This window comes from Gemmatimonadota bacterium (genome assembly GCA_009838845.1).
In the GTDB taxonomy this organism is placed as follows: domain Bacteria; phylum Latescibacterota; class UBA2968; order UBA2968; family UBA2968; genus VXRD01.
On record VXRD01000044.1, the window covers coordinates 64,023 to 81,642 of the forward strand.

Here is a 17,620-nt window from a genome sequence, read left to right on the forward strand (position 1 = left end):
TCAAATTGTAAAGCCCACTACCATTTTGGGGCAGTGGGCGATATTTTCCAAGAATAGTTTGGGGTAATGACGTTATACCGATGTCTTCTGAATCGAACGTTCAAAAAAGCAAAGGCGTTCTTCTATTGATAAATCTTTGGTCTGCAAATAATGCACTTGCCGAATGAAGTGTATTTCCTGCATCATTTCATCATTCGGAAATTCCTTCCGAACATCTTCCCAAATCTTTTCCTGCTCTGCCTGCGTCACTTTCCTCATAGATCCTCTTATAACTCCGGCGGAGCAATAATTTCTATCTGTCCATAGCCTTTCAACGCATTGATCAAATTAATCTCGCGTCGCGTGTTCACTTTTACCAGATGTGTGAAGTTCCAACTGCAAAAATACCCAATTCCATTTTCGAATTCAATGGTTTTCTGGCGATAGTACGCATAGATATACGCTCCGCAAGCGTAAGCTGAATTTCAATCGTTGAAATATTCATCCAGAATTCCACGATATCATCTTGTTTTTCCTCAATAATTCTTCTGATACGTCTCAGGTCTGCACCACGAAAACTGCTGCTTTTTTAATTGGAGATAATAAGTCAGTGTTTCCTATAGCCCACAAGTTGAGTCAGTTTATTTCTGTTTGCTTCGAAATTCTTTTTATTATGATTCACGTATGTTGCACCAAATAATCCACACACTTCAAACCATAGTAGCTCCTCAACATCCCTTCCAAACGCCTGGCAAAAAATGGTCTTAAGTTCAGGTTTTTGGTGTAACCATCCCACGCATAGAATTTCACCGAGTGGATCATTTTTTAAACAAGCAAATTCCCAATCTATGGCAGCATATATAACACCATTTTTATGAAGAAAATTCTGTGGGTTAGGATCCCCGTGACAAAAGGTTAGAGGACGAGCATTTGGTAGCCGTTCACTCAGCCAGGAGAGCAAATATTTCACCAATGGATCATTTCTAAATGTGCGAGAGTTCTCATCTAACCAGACAAGGTTGCTACACATTGTGCGGACAGGGAGAATAGCTTCGAGACTATCGGCTTCCCTGTAATCGATAGTAGAAATATATGCAATCAACTCTGCCAGTTGCGAAACCAATTGATCGCTATAGGAAGGATCGAATGTCCACCTTAGATGCTTGCCGGGCAGACATTCCATCAGAAAACTGGGGACACCAAAAGTTTCTCCATGATCAAATCCCCAAACTTGGGGGGTGCGAAGTCTTAGATTCAATTCATGAAGTTCCTGCAAAATCAAGTATTCGCGGTGAAGATTATACAGATCATAGCTTTTTCGCCATTGGGGGATATGTTCGGGTTCGCATCTTAGGACGAAATCAATATTTCCACCATCCGTTTTTGCATAGATATAGTAATTGCGATTCTCTATGCCTCCTACAGTAGGTTGGGGCTGTTTTCTAAGGCCGTTGATTTCTTTGCCAACTGCAATAGACAAATATTCAATGAGGTTTAACCTGTTTTCCTCAAATGTTGGATTCAGAAACTTCATTCGTCTCGAAGAGCATCTGTTACTTGCCCTTCCCTCTCAGCTCGAAAGCTTATAGATTTGCCATCTTTAATGGTGAAAGTCACCGTGTAATACGGATCGGTAGAAAAAACAAAGGTGTGATTTCCTATTGCACTGAGTGGCCGACCACCTACTCTGAGTGTACCTTCTGCAACTGATACTGGGAATGGCACGGGTGCCATAGTCGAACACCACTTATAGTTTCCTGTGTAGAGTTGGAGTTCAGCTTCTGACACATGGATTTCATTAATTACGATTTCAGGAATCCCCAAAATCAGGCGTGAAATTTGACTTTCAAGTTGTGTCTGTGGAGCAGAGTTGAGATTGCACAATACAGTGACTGTAAGACCATCATCGGGGTAAGCAGATAATTGGGCACGAAATCCGTTTATGGTTCCGCCATGCTCAATTTTGCGATGTCCATTGAGATTGCTGATGAAAAAACCATATCCGTATGTAGTATGTTTTCCCCCTGTCAAAAGACCTGGCTCAATCATCTTATTATAGCTTTGTCGTGATATGAGTTTATTTTCGTTTAGTGTCGTCTGCCATTTCAGCAGGTCTAATACACTGGAACCCAATGAGCCTCCAGAGAATGGGTTATCCATGCCGATGGGGCGCGCCAAAACAAATTCATTATCCTTATGGTCATAACCTGTTGCAATATTCTTGACGTTTTTGATTTTCCCCAAATAGTAGGTGTCAAACATTTCCAAAGGTTGCCATACGTTCGCTTTGAGAAAGTCAGCATAGCTCATACCAGATACATTTTCGATTATCAAGCCCAGGAGGTAATACCCTGAGTTATTGTACTGGAAATTTTCACCTGGGGAGAATTCAACGGGTTCTGACGAGAATAGATCAACGGTCTCCTGCCGGGAAAGATCGCGTTCAGATATTTCCCAAAATTTCTCGATATCTGTATAGCTTTTGATGCCCGATGTATGGTTGAGAAGCTGATCAATTGTGACTTTATGATCTCTTTGGGGATAATTGGGCAGATAGTCCAGCATAATATCATTCAAATCCACCTTGCCCTGTTCAACAAGAATCATAACGGCGAGGGCTGTAAACTGTTTCGTTATTGAGCCAATTCGATAAACAGTATGTTCAGTAGCTTTTATTTTCTTATTTAAATCTGCATAGCCATATCCCCGCGCATGAATAACCTCATTGTCACCCATAACACCCACTGATGCCCCTACCAATTGGGGCTCATTTATCGCATTTTCTATAATTGTATCAATTTGATCTTGAATGGTCACGTCTGGCATAAATTCACCATATATGTTCAACGATATTTTTTCAGATAGTGGGTTCGGAAGGACGCGTGAAGCCGTTGGTATAAGCCGTGCCGTATTTTTCTCAGCGGTCTTAGATCATCAATATTTAGACCTTCATAAAATCGCTGAAATTGATCTGCTTGGGTCTGCAATAGGTGAAATCAAAAAGTCGTTCAAACCCGATTTTTCGGTAAATTGGCTCGCCTATTGATGACGCTTGAAGAGTTGAAATTTGAAAACCCCTCTCTAATGCATCCAGCAATGGTGCGATCGTTAAAGCAGTTCCAATTCCTTGATTCCTGAATTCTGGCAAAACCATAACATTGTAGAGTCCAGCTACACCGGAAGAATAAAACATCATAGACCTGCCAACGACTTTTCCACCCAATGATCCTGAATAGAGTCGCAAATTTGGTTCTGATAATAGCCTCTCATAGAGGCTGAACTCAAAACCACTTCCCACTTGACACCATTGAGTGAGTTTTTCGATAGCATCGACAACCTCGATAGCTACGTCTTCAGATTTATGAGAATCGAATTTGCATTCGCTCAGATCGGCAGCCATTGCAGGGCGCGAGAGAAACGGTTCAAAGTCTTTTTCTATCAGCCTTTCCTCCAGATTATCGGGTTTACTACTCACACTGAGTTTTATGACAGGTGGGGCGACAAAATCCCTTATTGCGTCCATGATCGCGTCAAGTCTTTCATCTACCTGTTGTGGGGCAAAGCAGGGAGAAAAAATAAAATTTGGCCACGAAGGTTTAGCTATAACCCAACTGACATCATCCTCTTCCACAAGAGTACGGCCACCTTTCTGTGCAAGAAATTTGTAGATATCGTACAGATTGTTTTCATTCGCTGAAAACAAGTCCTCAAGTGATGTTGACTTCATGATTGACCCTAACATAGAGTCTCCTGATTTTTTGAACTTTCTAAAAAGCGAAGGCGTTCTTCCATAGATAAATCTTTGGTCTGCAAATAATGCACTTGCCGAATGAAGTGTATTTCCTGCATCATTTCATCATTCGGAAATTCCTTCTGAACGTCCTTCCAAATCTTATCCTGCTCTGCCTGGGTCATTTTCCTCATAGATGACCTCCTTGGATAACCGGCGCGGTTTTCGCTGTCCGTGGCTATCTGTAGTCATTCCTTCTTCACTTTTGGGAAACGTCCTTCTGGGATAGGCCCTTGTTTTTCCGAGTCTCAAGAATCTTCAAAGAAAATTCTACAAGTTGTTTCTCTTCTTCATAAAGTCTTCTAAATCGATCATTCTTGAGTGTTCCATTCAGGTGTTTTCTATAGGTCTTCATCTATTGTCTCCTTCAACCCAATCAGTAGCGGCCAGTCTTTACCGCTCCTCAACTCGAAAACCACTAACGAATTCACGAATCACCCAAAGATGTTGATCTGGTTTATAAAGCGTTTGAATGTATCCTGTATCCCCAAAGGAAAATTCAATCCCCTGACCACTGACCGATGGCTGTGCACCAACTATACAACGCAACGCGGCATTTAAAATACCTCCGTGTGCGACCACCAGGTAGCGCCCTTTTCCTCGTCGGATCACTTTCTCCAGCGCCCGTGCGGCTCGACAGTGAAATGCCCAGGCACTCTCTCCCGCATCTGCACTTACAACATGGGGTTGAAAGGGATTGTGAAAATCAGGTAATGGATATCTGGCTCTGGCGACCTGATGTGGCAAACCTGCAATTGGGCCATTATCCTTTTCCATCCAGTCTTCATCAAATTCGACACCTACCCCCAGGATGTTATCTACTATTTGGGCTGTCTCGCAGGCACGCTTTAATGGACTCGCAATAATCCTGTCAAATTTGATCTTTCTCGCCTTCAGTTCCTTTGCTCGGACTTCAGCTTGTTCACGACCCACGTCTGTAAGAGGTGCATCATATCGGCCCTCAATGACATTCTCGTCATCTGCTCGAGAGCGTCCGTGGCGCATGAACATAATCTTGATATCATCATTCATAAAATAACTCCATCATCAATCTTTACATACTCTTACAAGGATCTCCGTTGAGTCCGAGGTGTTCGTAGAACTCTTTGCCCGGCTGGTCAAGAGGCTTCCCATACACCGGCTCAAAGACACTAAGGTCCATCTACGAGCTATCTCTTTTGACGGCGAAGAAAAATGGGTGAACCTCCTCCGGCGCATTAGCACTTTTGGATCCACTTCCTACGGTGCCTTCCTGTTCAATCTGAAACCCATTCTCAATAAGAAATTTCTTGTAGGTAGAGGGGCCAAAGTTGCTCCAGTACATGGTCTCGCCGAAGAAATCATCTTCAGTATATCCCGGCCCATCGTCGTACCTTGCAACCGTAAACAGAAGGAGGCCACCGGGCCGAAGCCATTGTGCAAATTTACGAAAGAGGTACTGATGCTCCTGTCTCGGGATATGGAAGATGGCGTAAAAGCTGACAATTGCATCGAAGCTACCTGAGGGGAATTCGGTCTTCATTACGTCGGCGATGATGAATTCGGCTGTGGGGACGTTTTTCTTAGCTAAAGCGATCATGTTTGAGGAGATGTCGATCCCAGTGAGGCTGAATGTCCCGGCAAGATGTTGTGCAACCGGGATACCAGCACCACATCCAACATCAAGGATCTTTGCACCAGGCAGCAGATGCTCAGTTATCAAGTTGAGTTCCGCTTCAGGTGTGATAAGCCTTTGCCCAGCGTAATCTCTCGCACACCGGTTATAAGCGGTCCTTACCAGGTCCCGATAATCGGTCTCCGGATCGTCAGCGATCTTGAATGGCATAGGTTTCCTTTCTGATATAAGTTATGCGTTCCTCTATCCGGTTCCGACGAGAACAAGCCCTGTGAAGATGATGGCGGTTCCGAGATATTTGGGGGTGTAGCCGGGTTCTTTGAGACAGAGAATACCGAAAATAGTGCCCAGGGGAATGCTGATCTGGCAAAAAGTAACGGCATAGCTGATGTTTGAGACAAAAGCCAGACTGATCAGGACCAGAGTATATGCGACGGCCATGCCAGCACCTGCCAGCAGGGCACGAGATGCCCGCGTTTTCAGGATTTCCCACATCAGGATGTGACCGCGTTTTTGAAATAGAACCCAAATGCCCAGCCAGAGGGAGGTAATGAGGCCTTCAAAAAAGGCATAGAGGATCGTAGCCTGCCAGCCTGCAATGGGAAGGGCGGGAGTATCTCTGAGGAAGCGCAAAGCCTCGTCGTCGATGATCGAATAACCGGCTGAGGCGAAGGCGGCCATCAATGCAAACAATACCGATGAAGTCAGGTAGTTGTCAATATGGAAATCACTCAAATGCTTCATGGGCAGGATAAACATCCCAATGACAACCAGAGCAATGCCCCAAATGCACTGTGCACTGACCTGATCGGCACGGTCAAAAAAAAGCGTCACGATAATGACCACGATGACCGGAGAGGACCGGGCGATGGGGTAGAGGATGGACAGGTCGCCTCTCTGGTAGGCGTTGGCCAACCCGAGGATGTAGATGGTCTGGAAAATACCTGTTGCGATAAGCAAGAGCCATACGGAGGTAGGGAATGTGGGAATTGCCGATCCGAATAGGATGAGTGCGGGAATCAGGCACAGAGTCCCGAATGTGTTGACCAGGAGGAAGAAGGCAGAGGACGGGTGTTCCCGCTTACACAACAGGTTCCAGCCTACGTGAGTGAAGGCGGAGATGAGGATGAGGATGATGGCGGTGAGGGTCAAGGCGACATTTTTCGAATTATGGAATCAGGAGGGTATCTTATCGTAAAAAACGGGCAAGTCGAGTACTACACTTTATTTCGCGCTTCTAACCATCGCTTTAGCGAACGTTGGCTCTCTCTCGAAGGTCGGCCAGCCCATACATTTTCGACACTAATATCCTCATCTAAATCAGGCCAATGGATGCCTTCACCCCGACCGATGAGGCGCCAATTATTGCGCTCCTGAAGAGTGCCATGCAATAGACGAGGATACCATTCTAAAGGGACGCTTATGCTTCGTCCATCAACTAAGTCTATCATTAGTGATTCATCGTCGATAGAGATACGCTCCGCAAGCGTAGGCTGAATTTCAATCATTGAAATACTCATTCCAGAACTCCACGATATCGTCTTGTTTGTCCTCAATAATTCTTCTGATACGTCTCAGATCCACACTGCGAAAACCTCTACTTCTCTGTAATCGGATAGGTTCTATCCAAAACTTTGCGATAGAATCATCTCTTTCCACATGAACATGAATCGGTTCATCCCGGTCACCTGCATAAAAGAAAAATCGGTAGGGACCGTTTGAAAAAAAAGTTGGCATGTACGTATATCATTGTTTTACAATGAAATGAAATCAAAGAATAATTTTCAATGGAATATGGAAAATGTCAAGGAGAATGTGTTCAGAGAGCAGAACAACCAAAGGTAGTAAAGGGGTATTCAAGCCTCCGCCAACTCGAATTTACTCTCAAACGCAGTCAGGGATTCTTGCATTTCACTTGCCAATGCCCTTGAGTCGGACGCTTCTGTTAGGTTCCTGGTTTCCCAGGGATCCGCTTCCATGTCGAAGAGCTGGATTACTGGATCGTCCTCATAGGTAATGAGCTTATGTGTGTTGGTGCGGAGCATTTTACCGCCTCCGGTGGCGTGTGCAACTACAAAATCCCGCCAATCTGGATTTTTACCCTCAGCAATCGCACGCAGGCTGTATCCCCGCATCATGGGAGGTGGCGAAATCCCGGCATAATCACAAACTGTCGGAAACACATCCACGCCCGATACGAGATGCTCGTGGTCGATCACCTGTTCTTCGATGTGACCGGGCCAGCTCATGATAAAGGGTACCCGCGCAGCTTCATCGTATAGAAAGCTCTTAAAGACCATCTTGTGCCGAATATGCCCGTCCCCATGGTCGGATGTAAGGATCACGACCGTATTGTCCTTAAATGCTGAGTTCTCGAGTGCGTCCAGGATCAAACCGATCTGTCCATCCACCTTTTCAATGTAGCGGTAGTAGGTCCAAATATAGTAACGGTAGAGTTTCTCTTCCCACTTTTCCATACCGGATTCTTCGCCCTGATCTGCCAGTTTCTGATTCCGGGAGCTTATGATTTTTTTCGGTTCCGCCATGTCTGTCTCGAAATTGGGAGGTAGTGGAGGAAGGTCGTCAATCTCGAGGAACGGCATCTTCCCGTCGTGCATCGTATGCGTCAGTACAAAGGAGCAGATATCGTGCGGATTCAAGAGTCCGACTGACAGGAAGAAGGGTTCTTTCTTCTGGTAGTTCTGGAGAAATCCGATCGCACTGCGGGTCGAAGCAATGTCTCCGGTCTCAGCCGTATTCCGCGGATCGGGGCAGATATGGTGGAAACTCTGTGCGACATCTCTGCCGGGAATATGCCATTTTCCGCTGTAGTAGGCGTTGTAACCATTTTTGTTCAGCCATTGTCCCAGGTCCGGCATGGATGGAACCATGTTGGCACCGTTAGTTACTACTCCGTTTTCGGGTGTGTGGCGCCCGGTAAACCAACTCGCACGCGCTGGACAGCAGACTGGATTGGCACTATAGGATTTTGCAAAGCTGATACCTCTTGCTGCAAGCCGGTCCATACAGGGTGTCTTCACGTCATTGCACCCCAGATGTCCAAGGGCTTCCGCGCTGTGCTGGTCGGTTGTAATCAGAAGGATATTTGGTCTCTGTTCCATCGCTTATGACCCCTCTTTCTTGAGGATCACTGTCCGACGCGTACTCACCACGAGAAATAATCTTCCATTCGCATCTACATAATAACAGGTGGGAATAACGGATTCTCCGTAGTGGCAATACACATCTGCAGTCACAGCACTTTGATCTGTTGTGATCTTCGATGTCCCGCGATAAATTAGAAACTGATTTTCCCGGATCATTGAGAATTCTTCTATCAGGTCAAATGCGTGCTTTGTAGTGTCCTTTCTCACGGCCAGACGCTGGACTGCGTCAAAAAGACACCAGTCGGCGGTATAGGGCCCAAGCGTCTTTGAATGCGCAGGCTCTTTATCATCCATAAAAAGCCGGCTATTTCGGATTTCTCCTTTCTGGGTGTATTCAACCAGTCCTTTTCCCGCCGGGCTTCCGTTGGAATACTTTAGCGTCCAGGTCTTTGGAGATGTGAGTGCGTTATTCTCGCATTGTGCATCGATCTCTGTCGTGTTATCGAACTTCAGGTCCGAGCAGGTGATCCCCAAATGACGGTCTTCACCTTCATTCCTGGCGGAAATCCTGAGCGTAGCCTCAGGTTCGTGAGACCTGCTGGGAGTCCCTCGCTTCGTCCGGATGTTCATCCAGTAGATATCGTATGTCTGCTCTCCCGGTGCCTCTGGATCAAAGGCTCCGACAGGTAAACCGTATTTGTTCAATACCCTCTTTGTGTGGATATACTCCCATGGCTCAGCCATTTTCACGCTCCTTTCTGAGGCAGGCTCTCAATGGACGACATGCAGATTCTACGACATACTGAGGGGAAGTGCAAGTATCATCTGGTATGGATTTCGAAAGAGGGTTGGAAAATGCTCTATGACCCATTTTGGCTGGGCTTGACCTGCAAAGGCGAAGTCGCTATTGTATTGGGTCACGAATAGTGCTGTAGGAGCAACTGATGGAGGGCCGATGATGTCGAATGAAAAGCCGAATGTGCTGGTGATTCAGCCCGACCAGCACCGCGGAACGGTGATGGGTTGTGCTGGTGACTCGCAGGTGAAAACGCCGAATCTGGACCGTCTTGCGTCGGAGGGGATCCGGTTCTCGCGCTGCGCCTCGTCCAGCCCTGTGTGTTCCCCATTTCGGGGGACGATGCAGACTGGATTGTATTGCCATACCCACGGCGTAGATGTGAACAATATTCTGTTGAATCCCGAACTGATTACGTTTGCCGATCTGTTTGCGGACGCTGGATACGCCACAGGCTATATCGGGAAGTGGCATCTGGATGGGGGCAAACCCAGGGGATGGGGTGGATTTATTGAGCCTGGTCCCAGGCGAGCGGGATGGCGGGAATGGCACGGGTACCAGAAGGGGCACGAGTTTTTTGAAGTCTGGGACTACAACGAGAATCGCGAGAGGGTGCGGATCAAAGGCTACGACTGGGAGCCAGCGTGGCATACGGATATGGCTCTGGACTTTGCAAAACGAAATCGCGACGCGGGTCGTCCCTGGCTCTACTATTTGGGATATGGCCCGCCGCACCAGCCCGAACAGTGCCCGCAGAAGTACCTGGATATGTACGATCCAGATACCTTTGAACTGCCAGACGACGTGAAGGGACGGTTCGGAGATCGGGAACGCGAGATTCGGCGGCTTTATCGGATGTATTACGCTCAGGTAACAGCAGTGGATGTGGAGATTGGACGTGTGATGGTTGGCCTGGAGGAATTGGGAATCGGAGATAATACGATTGTGGTCTATGTAAGCGATCACGGCGACAAGCTGGGCAGTCACTGCGAACCCGATGACCGCAACTTTCGAGGTAAGGGAAGTCCCTTTGCGACCGCGTTTCGCATCCCGTTCATCGTGCGTTGGCCCGATCGCATCAAACCAAATCAGGTGTGTGACGCGCTGGTGAGTAGCGTGGATCTCACGCCCACGATTTTGGACCTGGCGGGATTGGGGATTCCCGATGTGATGCAGGGCGACAGTATGGCGAACTGGTGTCTGGAGGGGAAAGGCGTGAAGAACGACTGTGTATATATGGGACTCCGCGGCGCGACCCAGCCCGATGGATGGCGTGCCGTATGGGATGGCCGTTACGTGTTTTCACCAGGAATTCACAATGTCCTGTATGACCACGAATCCGATCCGTTGGAGATGGAAAATCTCATTGACGCGCCACAGATTTCAGAAGAGAAGAAGCGGTTAGCAGGGCTACTCGTACAGATGGCCGAGAAGACAGAAGATCCGATGCTGCAGGAGGTGAAGGGTCTTTGCGATGTGTGATCATCCCTGACCGTCATCGCGGCCATGCGCACGCTCCCACGCCTTCACCCGTTCAAACAATACGCCCACGCGCTCTTGACATCTTGCATCCTCAATCCGATTATAAAACTCCTTCGGATCCTTCGATAGATCAAAATACTCTCCTGCTTCACTCTGATATACATTCAACTTTTCCGTCTCCGTCCGAATCATCTGGGTATCACCAATCTGACTGAATACCGCATCCCGCCAATCATCAGGGGGCGGCTCTCCATCCAGCAATGGTTTCAACGACTGTCCGTGTACAGAGTCGGGAACCTCAGCTCCAATCAAATCACAAATCGTCGGAAATAAATCAATGTGTTCTACCAGTTCATCCCGCACGCCCGATCGAATTCTGGGATCAGAAATCAACAACGGCACATGCACCGAAGCCTCTCGCATATTAAACTTCAAAAACATCTCATGCTCCCACATCTGGTCGCCGTGATCTGCCGTCCAGATCACAATCGTCTCGTCCCTGATCCCCAACCGATCCAGCGCATCTAAAACCATCCCACAATACCCATCCACAAGTTCAATCATCCCATAATATCCCGCAATAACCTGCCGCAGTTCCACGGGTGTCAGATGCGCCCATTCTTTCCGTTTTTTCAAAATATCACTGTGAGGCAAGGGCGCATCAGCAGGTGCTTGTTCTGGTAATTCGATCTTTGACTGATCGATCTTTTCATAAATTTCTTTGGGCGGATAAAACGGGGGATGAGGCTCGGTAAAACTCGTCCAGGACAAAAACTTCTCTCCTTTACTGACGGCTTCTTCAATCTGCCGAATCGACTCTGTCGCCACATGATATCCCCAATGCTGTTCTCGACTTCGCGGACTTGGCCCGCCAGATGACCTCCGCAATACACCCTCATTTTCCCAATCGTATCGGGCCAGCATATTCTCAGGCATTGTCTCGCGCCACATCTGTTGTGTAATTTCTGGCTCATAGCCATTGTCCATATCGGGATCTTTCCAGTGCATATGGCCCAGATGAAAACGGCGATAATTCAGGGGTTGCACGGCGTGTGCGATCGTGTACATCCCCGGATAAGGCATTGAATTATTGGTAAAGACGCCATGTGTATGGACATATTTGCCGGTTGCCAAACTGTGCCGCGCTGGCGAACACACAGGCGACTGTGTATAACACTGGTCAAATCGCACACTCTTTTCGGCCAGACGATCCAGATTGGGCGTATGAGCCAGTGGATTCCCCAGGCACCCCAATGCGTCAAATCTGTGATGATCGCTCATCAAAACAAGCACATTCATCGATAAATCTCCTTTCAATCAACTCCTCGTTCGATTTCTCCATTGGTTAAGCGCGAGGAGCATGCTGTCTCTGGTTTCGGAGTTCAGACTCTGAGCCAGGTTGTTGCGTTCATACGGGTCGTCCGCCAGATTAAAGCAATGCGTAATGTCATTCTCGTTCCGCTTCGTAATTAGCTTTACGTCGCCCCTGATAACACAATCAGCTTTGTGTTCGATGAAGACATCTGTTGCGATATCTGGCTCTCCTGTCATGCAGGGCAGTAGAGAGCGTCCTTCAGTTTCTCCTGGATTTTCAGCATCGGCCAGATGGAGAATTGTGGCGAATAGATCTACGGTAGATACTGGTTTCTCAACAACACATTGTGCTGTTCTGGGTACGCGGATGAGCAGGGGCACGCGAACAGACTCATCGAACATAACGCCTTTTCCGAACAGGCCATGACAACCGGCCATATCGCCATGGTCAGATGTGAAGATGACGACAGTATCATTTGCCAGTCCAGTCTTTTCCAGTGTTTTTAATACGCGGCCCAACGCGGTGTCCAACTGAGAGATTTCCCCAAAGTACCGCTTCCTGAATTCTTCAACACCGTAGTCCGCATTCCAACCCCTGTTCTTGAACCAGGCGTCGCGGTCTGTATTAGGCGGACCATCCAGTACGGATTTGTCATATCGATGCATGTCGGCCATCGGAGGCGAACAGGGAGGGTGGGGCGCTTGATACGATACGGCCAGGAAGAATGGGGATTTCTGGGATGATAGCGATTCCAGTTCCTCGCAGACAATATCTGTCAAGCCATCGGTTTCGTGCCCACGAAGCTTTACGGGGGTGTCGGGATCATCGTACCAGATCAGTCCGGCGTTGTGATCTACATGGTGGCTTTCCCACCCAATGAAGTGCTGAAAGCCTCCCCGCAGTTCTGGCGGGACCCATCCATTCTGTTTTTCACCACTCAAATGCCATTTCCCGATATAGTGCGTGTCATAACCCGCCCGGTTCAGATGATGAGCAATGGTCGGCTGATTCACGGGGAGGCGCATACCATTCCCTGTGACGCCGGTCTGGCTCGGGTATTGACCGGTTAATAGACAAGCCCTGTATGGGGTGCATAGCGGTACATTCGTATAGGCGCGATTGAATTGCGCGTTTTGTGCGGCGAATTGTGATAGGTTGGGGGAATGAATTAGATGGTTCCCATAGCACGACAACCATCTGGCGCTAAGCTGGTCGGGAAAAATGAACAGGATGTTTGGTCTGTGTATCATGTATTCGGGGTGGGGGAGAGGTCGATTGATCCATATTATATTAATAGTGCAACTTAATTAGGCGTTATTGTAAATGTTCCAGTAGCCCATACAGCAAGGCCGGGAAATTGTCCATTATAGTTAAAATGTCCTGCGTCGCTGGAAGTAAATGTTAAGACATAGGTGTGGGAAAAAGGAACATCATCAATAGTAACTGTTGCCCTGTAACTTTCTGTTGTGTATGACCAACGTACAGATTGATGAAGTGTTTCTTGTCCATATTGTCCATGAATAATAACTTCTCTCTGACCTGCAAAGGAAAAAGCGTACGCCCGGCCCACGCTAAGGTTCGAAGGGTTGCCGTCATTGTGCGTGACCCGAAGTATTAACGTATATCCAATAATGGATTCTGGTGGGCTGCTGACAAGATCGCTTGATAAAGGGACTTCTTGACAGCCAAAGCAATTTACAAGTATTGCCAGCACATAGCAAACATGTCTAATGCGGCCCATGTTGCACTCCTTTATCGCGCACCTTCAACTTATCAGTTGCTTTTGAAAGGGTCGCTCAAAACAACGAGGGTGATAAGATCGCGCAGGCCCTTATTTTTTTCCTGTACATCTCGAACGATTGCATCAATCCCCGGTCGATCAGTAATTCCCAACTCGCGACCAATCGCATAGGTCAGCAATTTTTCTGTCAGACAACGCGTGAATTCTGCGTGACGCTTTGCCATTAACTTGCGAAATTCGACGAAGGATTGAAAGGTCTCGCCATTCGGCAATTGTCCCGAAGGGTCAATCGCTGCGCTTCTGGTATAGTGGGTTCGCCAACCGCCGATCGCATCAAAGTTTTCCAGCGCAAAACCAGGGGGATCGATTTTGTTATGGCATTGGGCGCAGGTAGGCATCTCGCGGTGCTTGACCAGTTGATCTCTGATAGTCGTTGCGCCGCGCGTGTCTGGCTCAATTTCGGGCACATCGTCTGGCGGTGGCGGCGGTGTGTATCCCAGCACATTTTCCAGCACATAAATCCCGCGCACCACGGGCGAAGTATCTACGCCATTGGCTGAAGCCATGAGGAAACTGCCCTGGCCCATCAAACCACCGCGTGGTGTCCCGGTGAGCGAAATCTGGCGGAAATGATCGCCTTCAATACCTTCTATCCCATAATGCCGGGCGAGTTCCCGATTGAGAAAGGAATAATCAGCAGAAAGAAATTCGCGGGGCGAGAGATTGTTGTCGAGTACGTGCCGAAAAAACGTCTCTGTTTCAGTCACCATAGCAGGGCCGAGATTGTCGCGAAAATAGACTCTAAAATCCGGGGACGGTGGCATCTCACCAATGTTGTCATAGTGGAGCCATACGCGAATGAAATTTTTAACAAAGCGGTGCGATTTTGTGTCTTTGAGCATGCGATGGATCTGCTTACTGAGCGTGGCCGGGTCGCTTAGTTTTTTCTTTTGAGCAAGTGCTATCAGTTCATCATCTGGCACAGAAGACCATAAAAAATAGGATAACCGGGCAGCCAGAGAATAATCGTCCAGAGCGCCCTCGCCTTCATGCAAAAACAGAAAAGCTGGCGAACTGAGAATGGTCTGAAAACCCAGTTGTAATGCGGTCAACGGCTCCATGCCATTGCGGAGTTTTTCATGCGCAAGCGATTCAAATGGTGCCAGTTCTCCGGGCCGCAAGGGCCTGCGAAAAGCGGTTGTGGCAAATGCGCGCAAACGCTCCGAAATACGCTTCTGATCCAAATCCTCGGGTTTTAGATCGCCATACATCAACTGATGTCCGCGTGGAGGCCAGTCTTTCTCTTGAGGACCACTAACCTGAATTTCCCAAATCCTTAGCTTAGGCCCGCGGTAAACCTTGAGCAGCGCGTGATTTCTTTTATTTCCCGCTTTCTGATCCACGAAGGGCAGGATTTCCGGTTTTGGATTTTTTGCCTTAGTAAGTTTGCGAACCAGGGCTTTGGTTGCCAGCGTTCCATTGCGGAAACGAACCTCAGGCTCAAATCCTTTTTCCAGATAGACATCCCATTCAAACCACTGAGGCTCTTCACGGGTCAGTTCAACAGTTGCAAGCGTGTATTCGCGAGAAATGTTGCCCGTGCTCACTACACTGCCTTTGCGATCTACAGCCGCTAACTCCAGCACAAGCGGGTCGCCTGTGGGAAAATCGTTGAGTTCTCTGTCATAATGGTGATTGCGATCAATTGCTGCCGCCTGTACCCTTATGGTGTAGGTACCACTGACAGGGGCGCCACCATTCGCCAGCGGGTAAAAGCCAATATGACCACCGCGGTAGTGACGTCCAGTGAGATCATCGTATCCCGTATCGGATACAAACCGAAAGCGATCCTCTCTAAAAACCTTGGGCAAGGACAAGGAATTGGCCTGTTTGTTTGTAAAATAGAAGGGTGATTCTTGCACGTAATTTTGGGCTTCGGGTTTGGCTTCAAAATGCGTGGCACGTGTGACGGCTTCTTCAGCAACACGCAAATAGTGATCGAGCAACATGCCCGACGTGACAAGCCCGGCAGCATTGTTATCAAAGCCCTTGACCTTCACTTCGGGCGGAAAATCTTCCGTTGGATCCCAGGCCTCCATATTCAGACCGAGTAAATCGCCGAGTGTCTGGCGATATTCCCAGGCGTTGAGCCGCCTCAAAGGTGTGTGCTGTCCTTTGCCCGACAATCGCATACGCGCTTCAGCAATTGATGCTGTAATCACCTGAACAGTGGCGAGTACCTCATCTTTACCCGGCTGCATCTGGCGCTTTGGTGGCATCAACTGCAGGTTGAGCTGATCGACAATATCCTGCCAGAGTTCTAATTCTTTGAAATCGGCAATTGTCTCGGAAAACTGATCAAAGCGTCGATCGGCTTTTTGCACGCTTGAACCGTGACATTTGACACAATATTGTGTGAGAAATGCCCTGGGCAGTTCTGCCCAGACAGAATGGGCGAATAGGGTGGAGACAATGACCATCAAAATCCGTTTCATGAAATCTCCATCGCAGAAAAGGTCCCTGTGCTTTTGCCAAAGCTATCTCGTTCTACACCAAACCACTGCAAGGCGGAGAGCCAGAGATTTGACAGTGGGATCCGCTTGTGTGCTTCAGCAGGACACACGAGATGCCCCTGATGTTTCAAACCGCCTCCAGCGAGAATCACCGGCAAATTCCTGTTGGAATGCCTGGAGCCATCGCCCATGCCACTTCCCAGGACGACCAGCGTGTCGTCAAACACCTTTGCTTCTTTGAGGCGATCCAGAAACCGACCAAACTGAGTCAACAAATATTTTTCCACAATCTGCAGGTCTTTCAATCGCCCCTCGTCCTTGCCGTGATGCGAAAGGCCGTGATATCCGCCAAGGTTGAGTTCGGATGTCTTAAAGCCCATGGGGATTTCAAAGGTTATGACCCGTGTCGAGTCTGTCTGTAATGCCAGTGTTAGCAGATCATAAAAAAGCGGCATTTCCTCAATTTGCATCCGTTCGAGGTCTTCCACGGGTTCGATTGGAGATTCTGGCTTGGGTTTGTCGAGCCATTCGCGCGACATTTGCAAACGACGCTCGACATCGCGCACCGAAGTCAGGTATTGATCGAGCTTACCGCGGTCCGCCGCATTCAACTGTCCATCGAGTGTTTTTGCCGACGCGAGTAAGGCGTCGAGCACACTGCCCCGATTTGATAGCGTACGATGCTCTGCGTTTCGCATAGCCTCATCATTCTGTACAAACAAAGCCTGAAAAATGCGGGCGGGATTGTTAATCGGTGCCACATTTACGCCAGATCGCGTCCATACCATGTCTGTCCCCCCGCCCAGTCCTGCAGTAATTGAGGGAAAGCGCGTTGTACTGCCTACATGCTCAGCCGCTACCTGGTCCAGAGTCATATTCTTTTCGGGAAAACCTGCGGCTTCTTCCTTGCGTATGCTGCTCAGAAATACATGTACGCCGGAGTGTCCACCGCCCGTACCGTGATCGAGATTTGAAAAGATAGTAAAATCATTTCGGTGTGAATCGATATACTTCAGCGTCAGGCTCGTCTCATAGTCCTTGCCGGACTGCTCGGGGAAAAATCCGCCCGGCCAAAATCCCAGATGATTGCCCACGCAGACCAGACGTCTCGGATTTGCCGCACCGTACACCATGCTGCTTTCTAAGAAGGGCAAAGATAGTGCCACGCCTGCACCCTGTAAGAAGTGTCGGCGATTAACTCTTGCTTGTAAAAGTTCAGAAATGACGTTCATGCCTTATCCCCTTCTATATTAAGTTAGGGTCTCTATGCCAAAATCTGTTC

At 48.2% G+C, this 17,620-nt stretch carries 18 protein-coding genes; 1 reads left to right on the top strand and 17 read right to left on the bottom strand.

From position 1 onward, the window contains the following. Nucleotides 1-72 precede the first annotated feature (72 nt). The 12 genes from F4Y39_06555 to F4Y39_06610 form a co-directional block, all read right to left on the bottom strand. Nucleotides 73-258, bottom strand: coding sequence for a hypothetical protein (locus tag F4Y39_06555; GenBank protein ID MYC13373.1), 186 nt, complete (start codon nt 256-258; stop codon nt 73-75). 328 nt (nt 259-586) lie between these two features. Then, on the bottom strand, nt 587-1,513 hold the full coding sequence (locus F4Y39_06560) for a phosphotransferase (protein ID MYC13374.1): 927 nt from the start codon (nt 1,511-1,513) through the stop codon (nt 587-589). Next, nucleotides 1,510-2,805, bottom strand: a complete 1,296-nt coding sequence (locus F4Y39_06565) for a beta-lactamase family protein (protein ID MYC13375.1) — start codon at nt 2,803-2,805, stop codon at nt 1,510-1,512. Before F4Y39_06565 ends, F4Y39_06560 begins: the two co-directional genes overlap by 4 nt. Before the next feature lie 115 nt (nt 2,806-2,920). Further along, the gene (locus F4Y39_06570; protein MYC13376.1) at nt 2,921-3,721 is read right to left on the bottom strand and encodes a GNAT family N-acetyltransferase; all 801 of its coding nucleotides are present in this window, start codon (nt 3,719-3,721) and stop codon (nt 2,921-2,923) included. Continuing rightward, on the bottom strand, nt 3,715-3,903 hold the full coding sequence (locus F4Y39_06575) for a hypothetical protein (GenBank protein MYC13377.1): 189 nt from the start codon (nt 3,901-3,903) through the stop codon (nt 3,715-3,717). Before F4Y39_06575 ends, F4Y39_06570 begins: the two co-directional genes overlap by 7 nt. 259 nt (nt 3,904-4,162) lie before the next feature. After that, nucleotides 4,163-4,801: a histidine phosphatase family protein gene (locus tag F4Y39_06580; GenBank protein MYC13378.1), complete on the bottom strand. Its 639-nt coding sequence runs from the start codon at nt 4,799-4,801 to the stop codon at nt 4,163-4,165. A gap of 130 nt (nt 4,802-4,931) precedes the next feature. Continuing rightward, nucleotides 4,932-5,594, bottom strand: a complete 663-nt coding sequence (locus tag F4Y39_06585) for a class I SAM-dependent methyltransferase (protein ID MYC13379.1) — start codon at nt 5,592-5,594, stop codon at nt 4,932-4,934. 33 nt (nt 5,595-5,627) lie between these two features. Further along, nucleotides 5,628-6,536, bottom strand: coding sequence for an EamA family transporter (locus F4Y39_06590; GenBank protein ID MYC13380.1), 909 nt, complete (start codon nt 6,534-6,536; stop codon nt 5,628-5,630). A gap of 65 nt (nt 6,537-6,601) precedes the next feature. Next, nucleotides 6,602-6,904, bottom strand: coding sequence for a DUF2442 domain-containing protein (locus F4Y39_06595; GenBank protein ID MYC13381.1), 303 nt, complete (start codon nt 6,902-6,904; stop codon nt 6,602-6,604). Continuing rightward, nucleotides 6,885-7,121: a DUF4160 domain-containing protein gene (locus tag F4Y39_06600; GenBank protein ID MYC13382.1), complete on the bottom strand. Its 237-nt coding sequence runs from the start codon at nt 7,119-7,121 to the stop codon at nt 6,885-6,887. The genes F4Y39_06595 and F4Y39_06600 overlap by 20 nt, the downstream gene beginning before the upstream one ends. A gap of 119 nt (nt 7,122-7,240) precedes the next feature. After that, nucleotides 7,241-8,506 carry a sulfatase-like hydrolase/transferase gene (locus tag F4Y39_06605; protein ID MYC13383.1) on the bottom strand — a complete coding sequence of 422 codons (1,266 nt, stop codon included), beginning with the start codon at nt 8,504-8,506 and terminating at the stop codon, nt 7,241-7,243. Nucleotides 8,507-8,509: 3 nt separating this feature from the next. Further along, a complete protein-coding gene (locus F4Y39_06610; protein MYC13384.1) occupies nt 8,510-9,235 on the bottom strand; it encodes a hypothetical protein in 726 nt (241 codons plus the stop codon). 211 nt (nt 9,236-9,446) lie between these two features. Between F4Y39_06610 and F4Y39_06615 the strand changes: the two genes are divergently transcribed. Next, the gene (locus tag F4Y39_06615) at nt 9,447-10,769 is read left to right on the top strand and encodes a sulfatase (protein MYC13385.1); all 1,323 of its coding nucleotides are present in this window, start codon (nt 9,447-9,449) and stop codon (nt 10,767-10,769) included. Here F4Y39_06615 and F4Y39_06620 read toward each other — a convergent pair whose 3' ends face one another. The 5 genes from F4Y39_06620 to F4Y39_06640 are packed head-to-tail and all read right to left on the bottom strand — an operon-like array spanning nt 10,770 to nt 17,570. Next, nucleotides 10,770-12,068, bottom strand: coding sequence for a sulfatase-like hydrolase/transferase (locus F4Y39_06620; protein MYC13386.1), 1,299 nt, complete (start codon nt 12,066-12,068; stop codon nt 10,770-10,772). A gap of 18 nt (nt 12,069-12,086) precedes the next feature. Next, nucleotides 12,087-13,334 (bottom strand): sulfatase-like hydrolase/transferase, encoded by a 1,248-nt coding sequence (locus F4Y39_06625; GenBank protein ID MYC13387.1) that lies wholly within the window; start codon nt 13,332-13,334, stop codon nt 12,087-12,089. Nucleotides 13,335-13,387: 53 nt separating this feature from the next. Beyond that, entirely contained in the window at nt 13,388-13,825 is a 438-nt protein-coding gene (locus F4Y39_06630; GenBank protein MYC13388.1) for a hypothetical protein, read from the bottom strand. Between the two features lie 32 nt (nt 13,826-13,857). Beyond that, nucleotides 13,858-16,320: a DUF1592 domain-containing protein gene (locus F4Y39_06635; GenBank protein ID MYC13389.1), complete on the bottom strand. Its 2,463-nt coding sequence runs from the start codon at nt 16,318-16,320 to the stop codon at nt 13,858-13,860. Beyond that, nucleotides 16,317-17,570, bottom strand: coding sequence for a DUF1552 domain-containing protein (locus F4Y39_06640; GenBank protein MYC13390.1), 1,254 nt, complete (start codon nt 17,568-17,570; stop codon nt 16,317-16,319). Before F4Y39_06640 ends, F4Y39_06635 begins: the two co-directional genes overlap by 4 nt. Between the last annotated feature and the right edge of the window lie 50 nt (nt 17,571-17,620).

Coding starts and splice junctions, on each gene's coding strand:
- F4Y39_06630 (MYC13388.1), bottom strand. CDS start 13,825: ATGGGCCGCATTAGACATGTTTGCTATGTGCTGGCAATACTTGTAAAT.
- F4Y39_06595 (MYC13381.1), bottom strand. CDS start 6,904: ATGAGTATTTCAATGATTGAAATTCAGCCTACGCTTGCGGAGCGTATC.
- F4Y39_06640 (MYC13390.1), bottom strand. CDS start 17,570: ATGAACGTCATTTCTGAACTTTTACAAGCAAGAGTTAATCGCCGACAC.
- F4Y39_06620 (MYC13386.1), bottom strand. CDS start 12,068: ATGAATGTGCTTGTTTTGATGAGCGATCATCACAGATTTGACGCATTG.
- F4Y39_06605 (MYC13383.1), bottom strand. CDS start 8,506: ATGGAACAGAGACCAAATATCCTTCTGATTACAACCGACCAGCACAGC.
- F4Y39_06565 (MYC13375.1), bottom strand. CDS start 2,805: ATGCCAGACGTGACCATTCAAGATCAAATTGATACAATTATAGAAAAT.
- F4Y39_06560 (MYC13374.1), bottom strand. CDS start 1,513: ATGAAGTTTCTGAATCCAACATTTGAGGAAAACAGGTTAAACCTCATT.
- F4Y39_06580 (MYC13378.1), bottom strand. CDS start 4,801: ATGAATGATGATATCAAGATTATGTTCATGCGCCACGGACGCTCTCGA.
- F4Y39_06625 (MYC13387.1), bottom strand. CDS start 13,334: ATGATACACAGACCAAACATCCTGTTCATTTTTCCCGACCAGCTTAGC.
- F4Y39_06615 (MYC13385.1), top strand. CDS start 9,447: ATGATGTCGAATGAAAAGCCGAATGTGCTGGTGATTCAGCCCGACCAG.
- F4Y39_06635 (MYC13389.1), bottom strand. CDS start 16,320: ATGAAACGGATTTTGATGGTCATTGTCTCCACCCTATTCGCCCATTCT.
- F4Y39_06585 (MYC13379.1), bottom strand. CDS start 5,594: ATGCCATTCAAGATCGCTGACGATCCGGAGACCGATTATCGGGACCTG.
- F4Y39_06600 (MYC13382.1), bottom strand. CDS start 7,121: ATGCCAACTTTTTTTTCAAACGGTCCCTACCGATTTTTCTTTTATGCA.
- F4Y39_06575 (MYC13377.1), bottom strand. CDS start 3,903: ATGAGGAAAATGACCCAGGCAGAGCAGGATAAGATTTGGAAGGACGTT.
- F4Y39_06555 (MYC13373.1), bottom strand. CDS start 258: ATGAGGAAAGTGACGCAGGCAGAGCAGGAAAAGATTTGGGAAGATGTT.
- F4Y39_06570 (MYC13376.1), bottom strand. CDS start 3,721: ATGTTAGGGTCAATCATGAAGTCAACATCACTTGAGGACTTGTTTTCA.
- F4Y39_06610 (MYC13384.1), bottom strand. CDS start 9,235: ATGGCTGAGCCATGGGAGTATATCCACACAAAGAGGGTATTGAACAAA.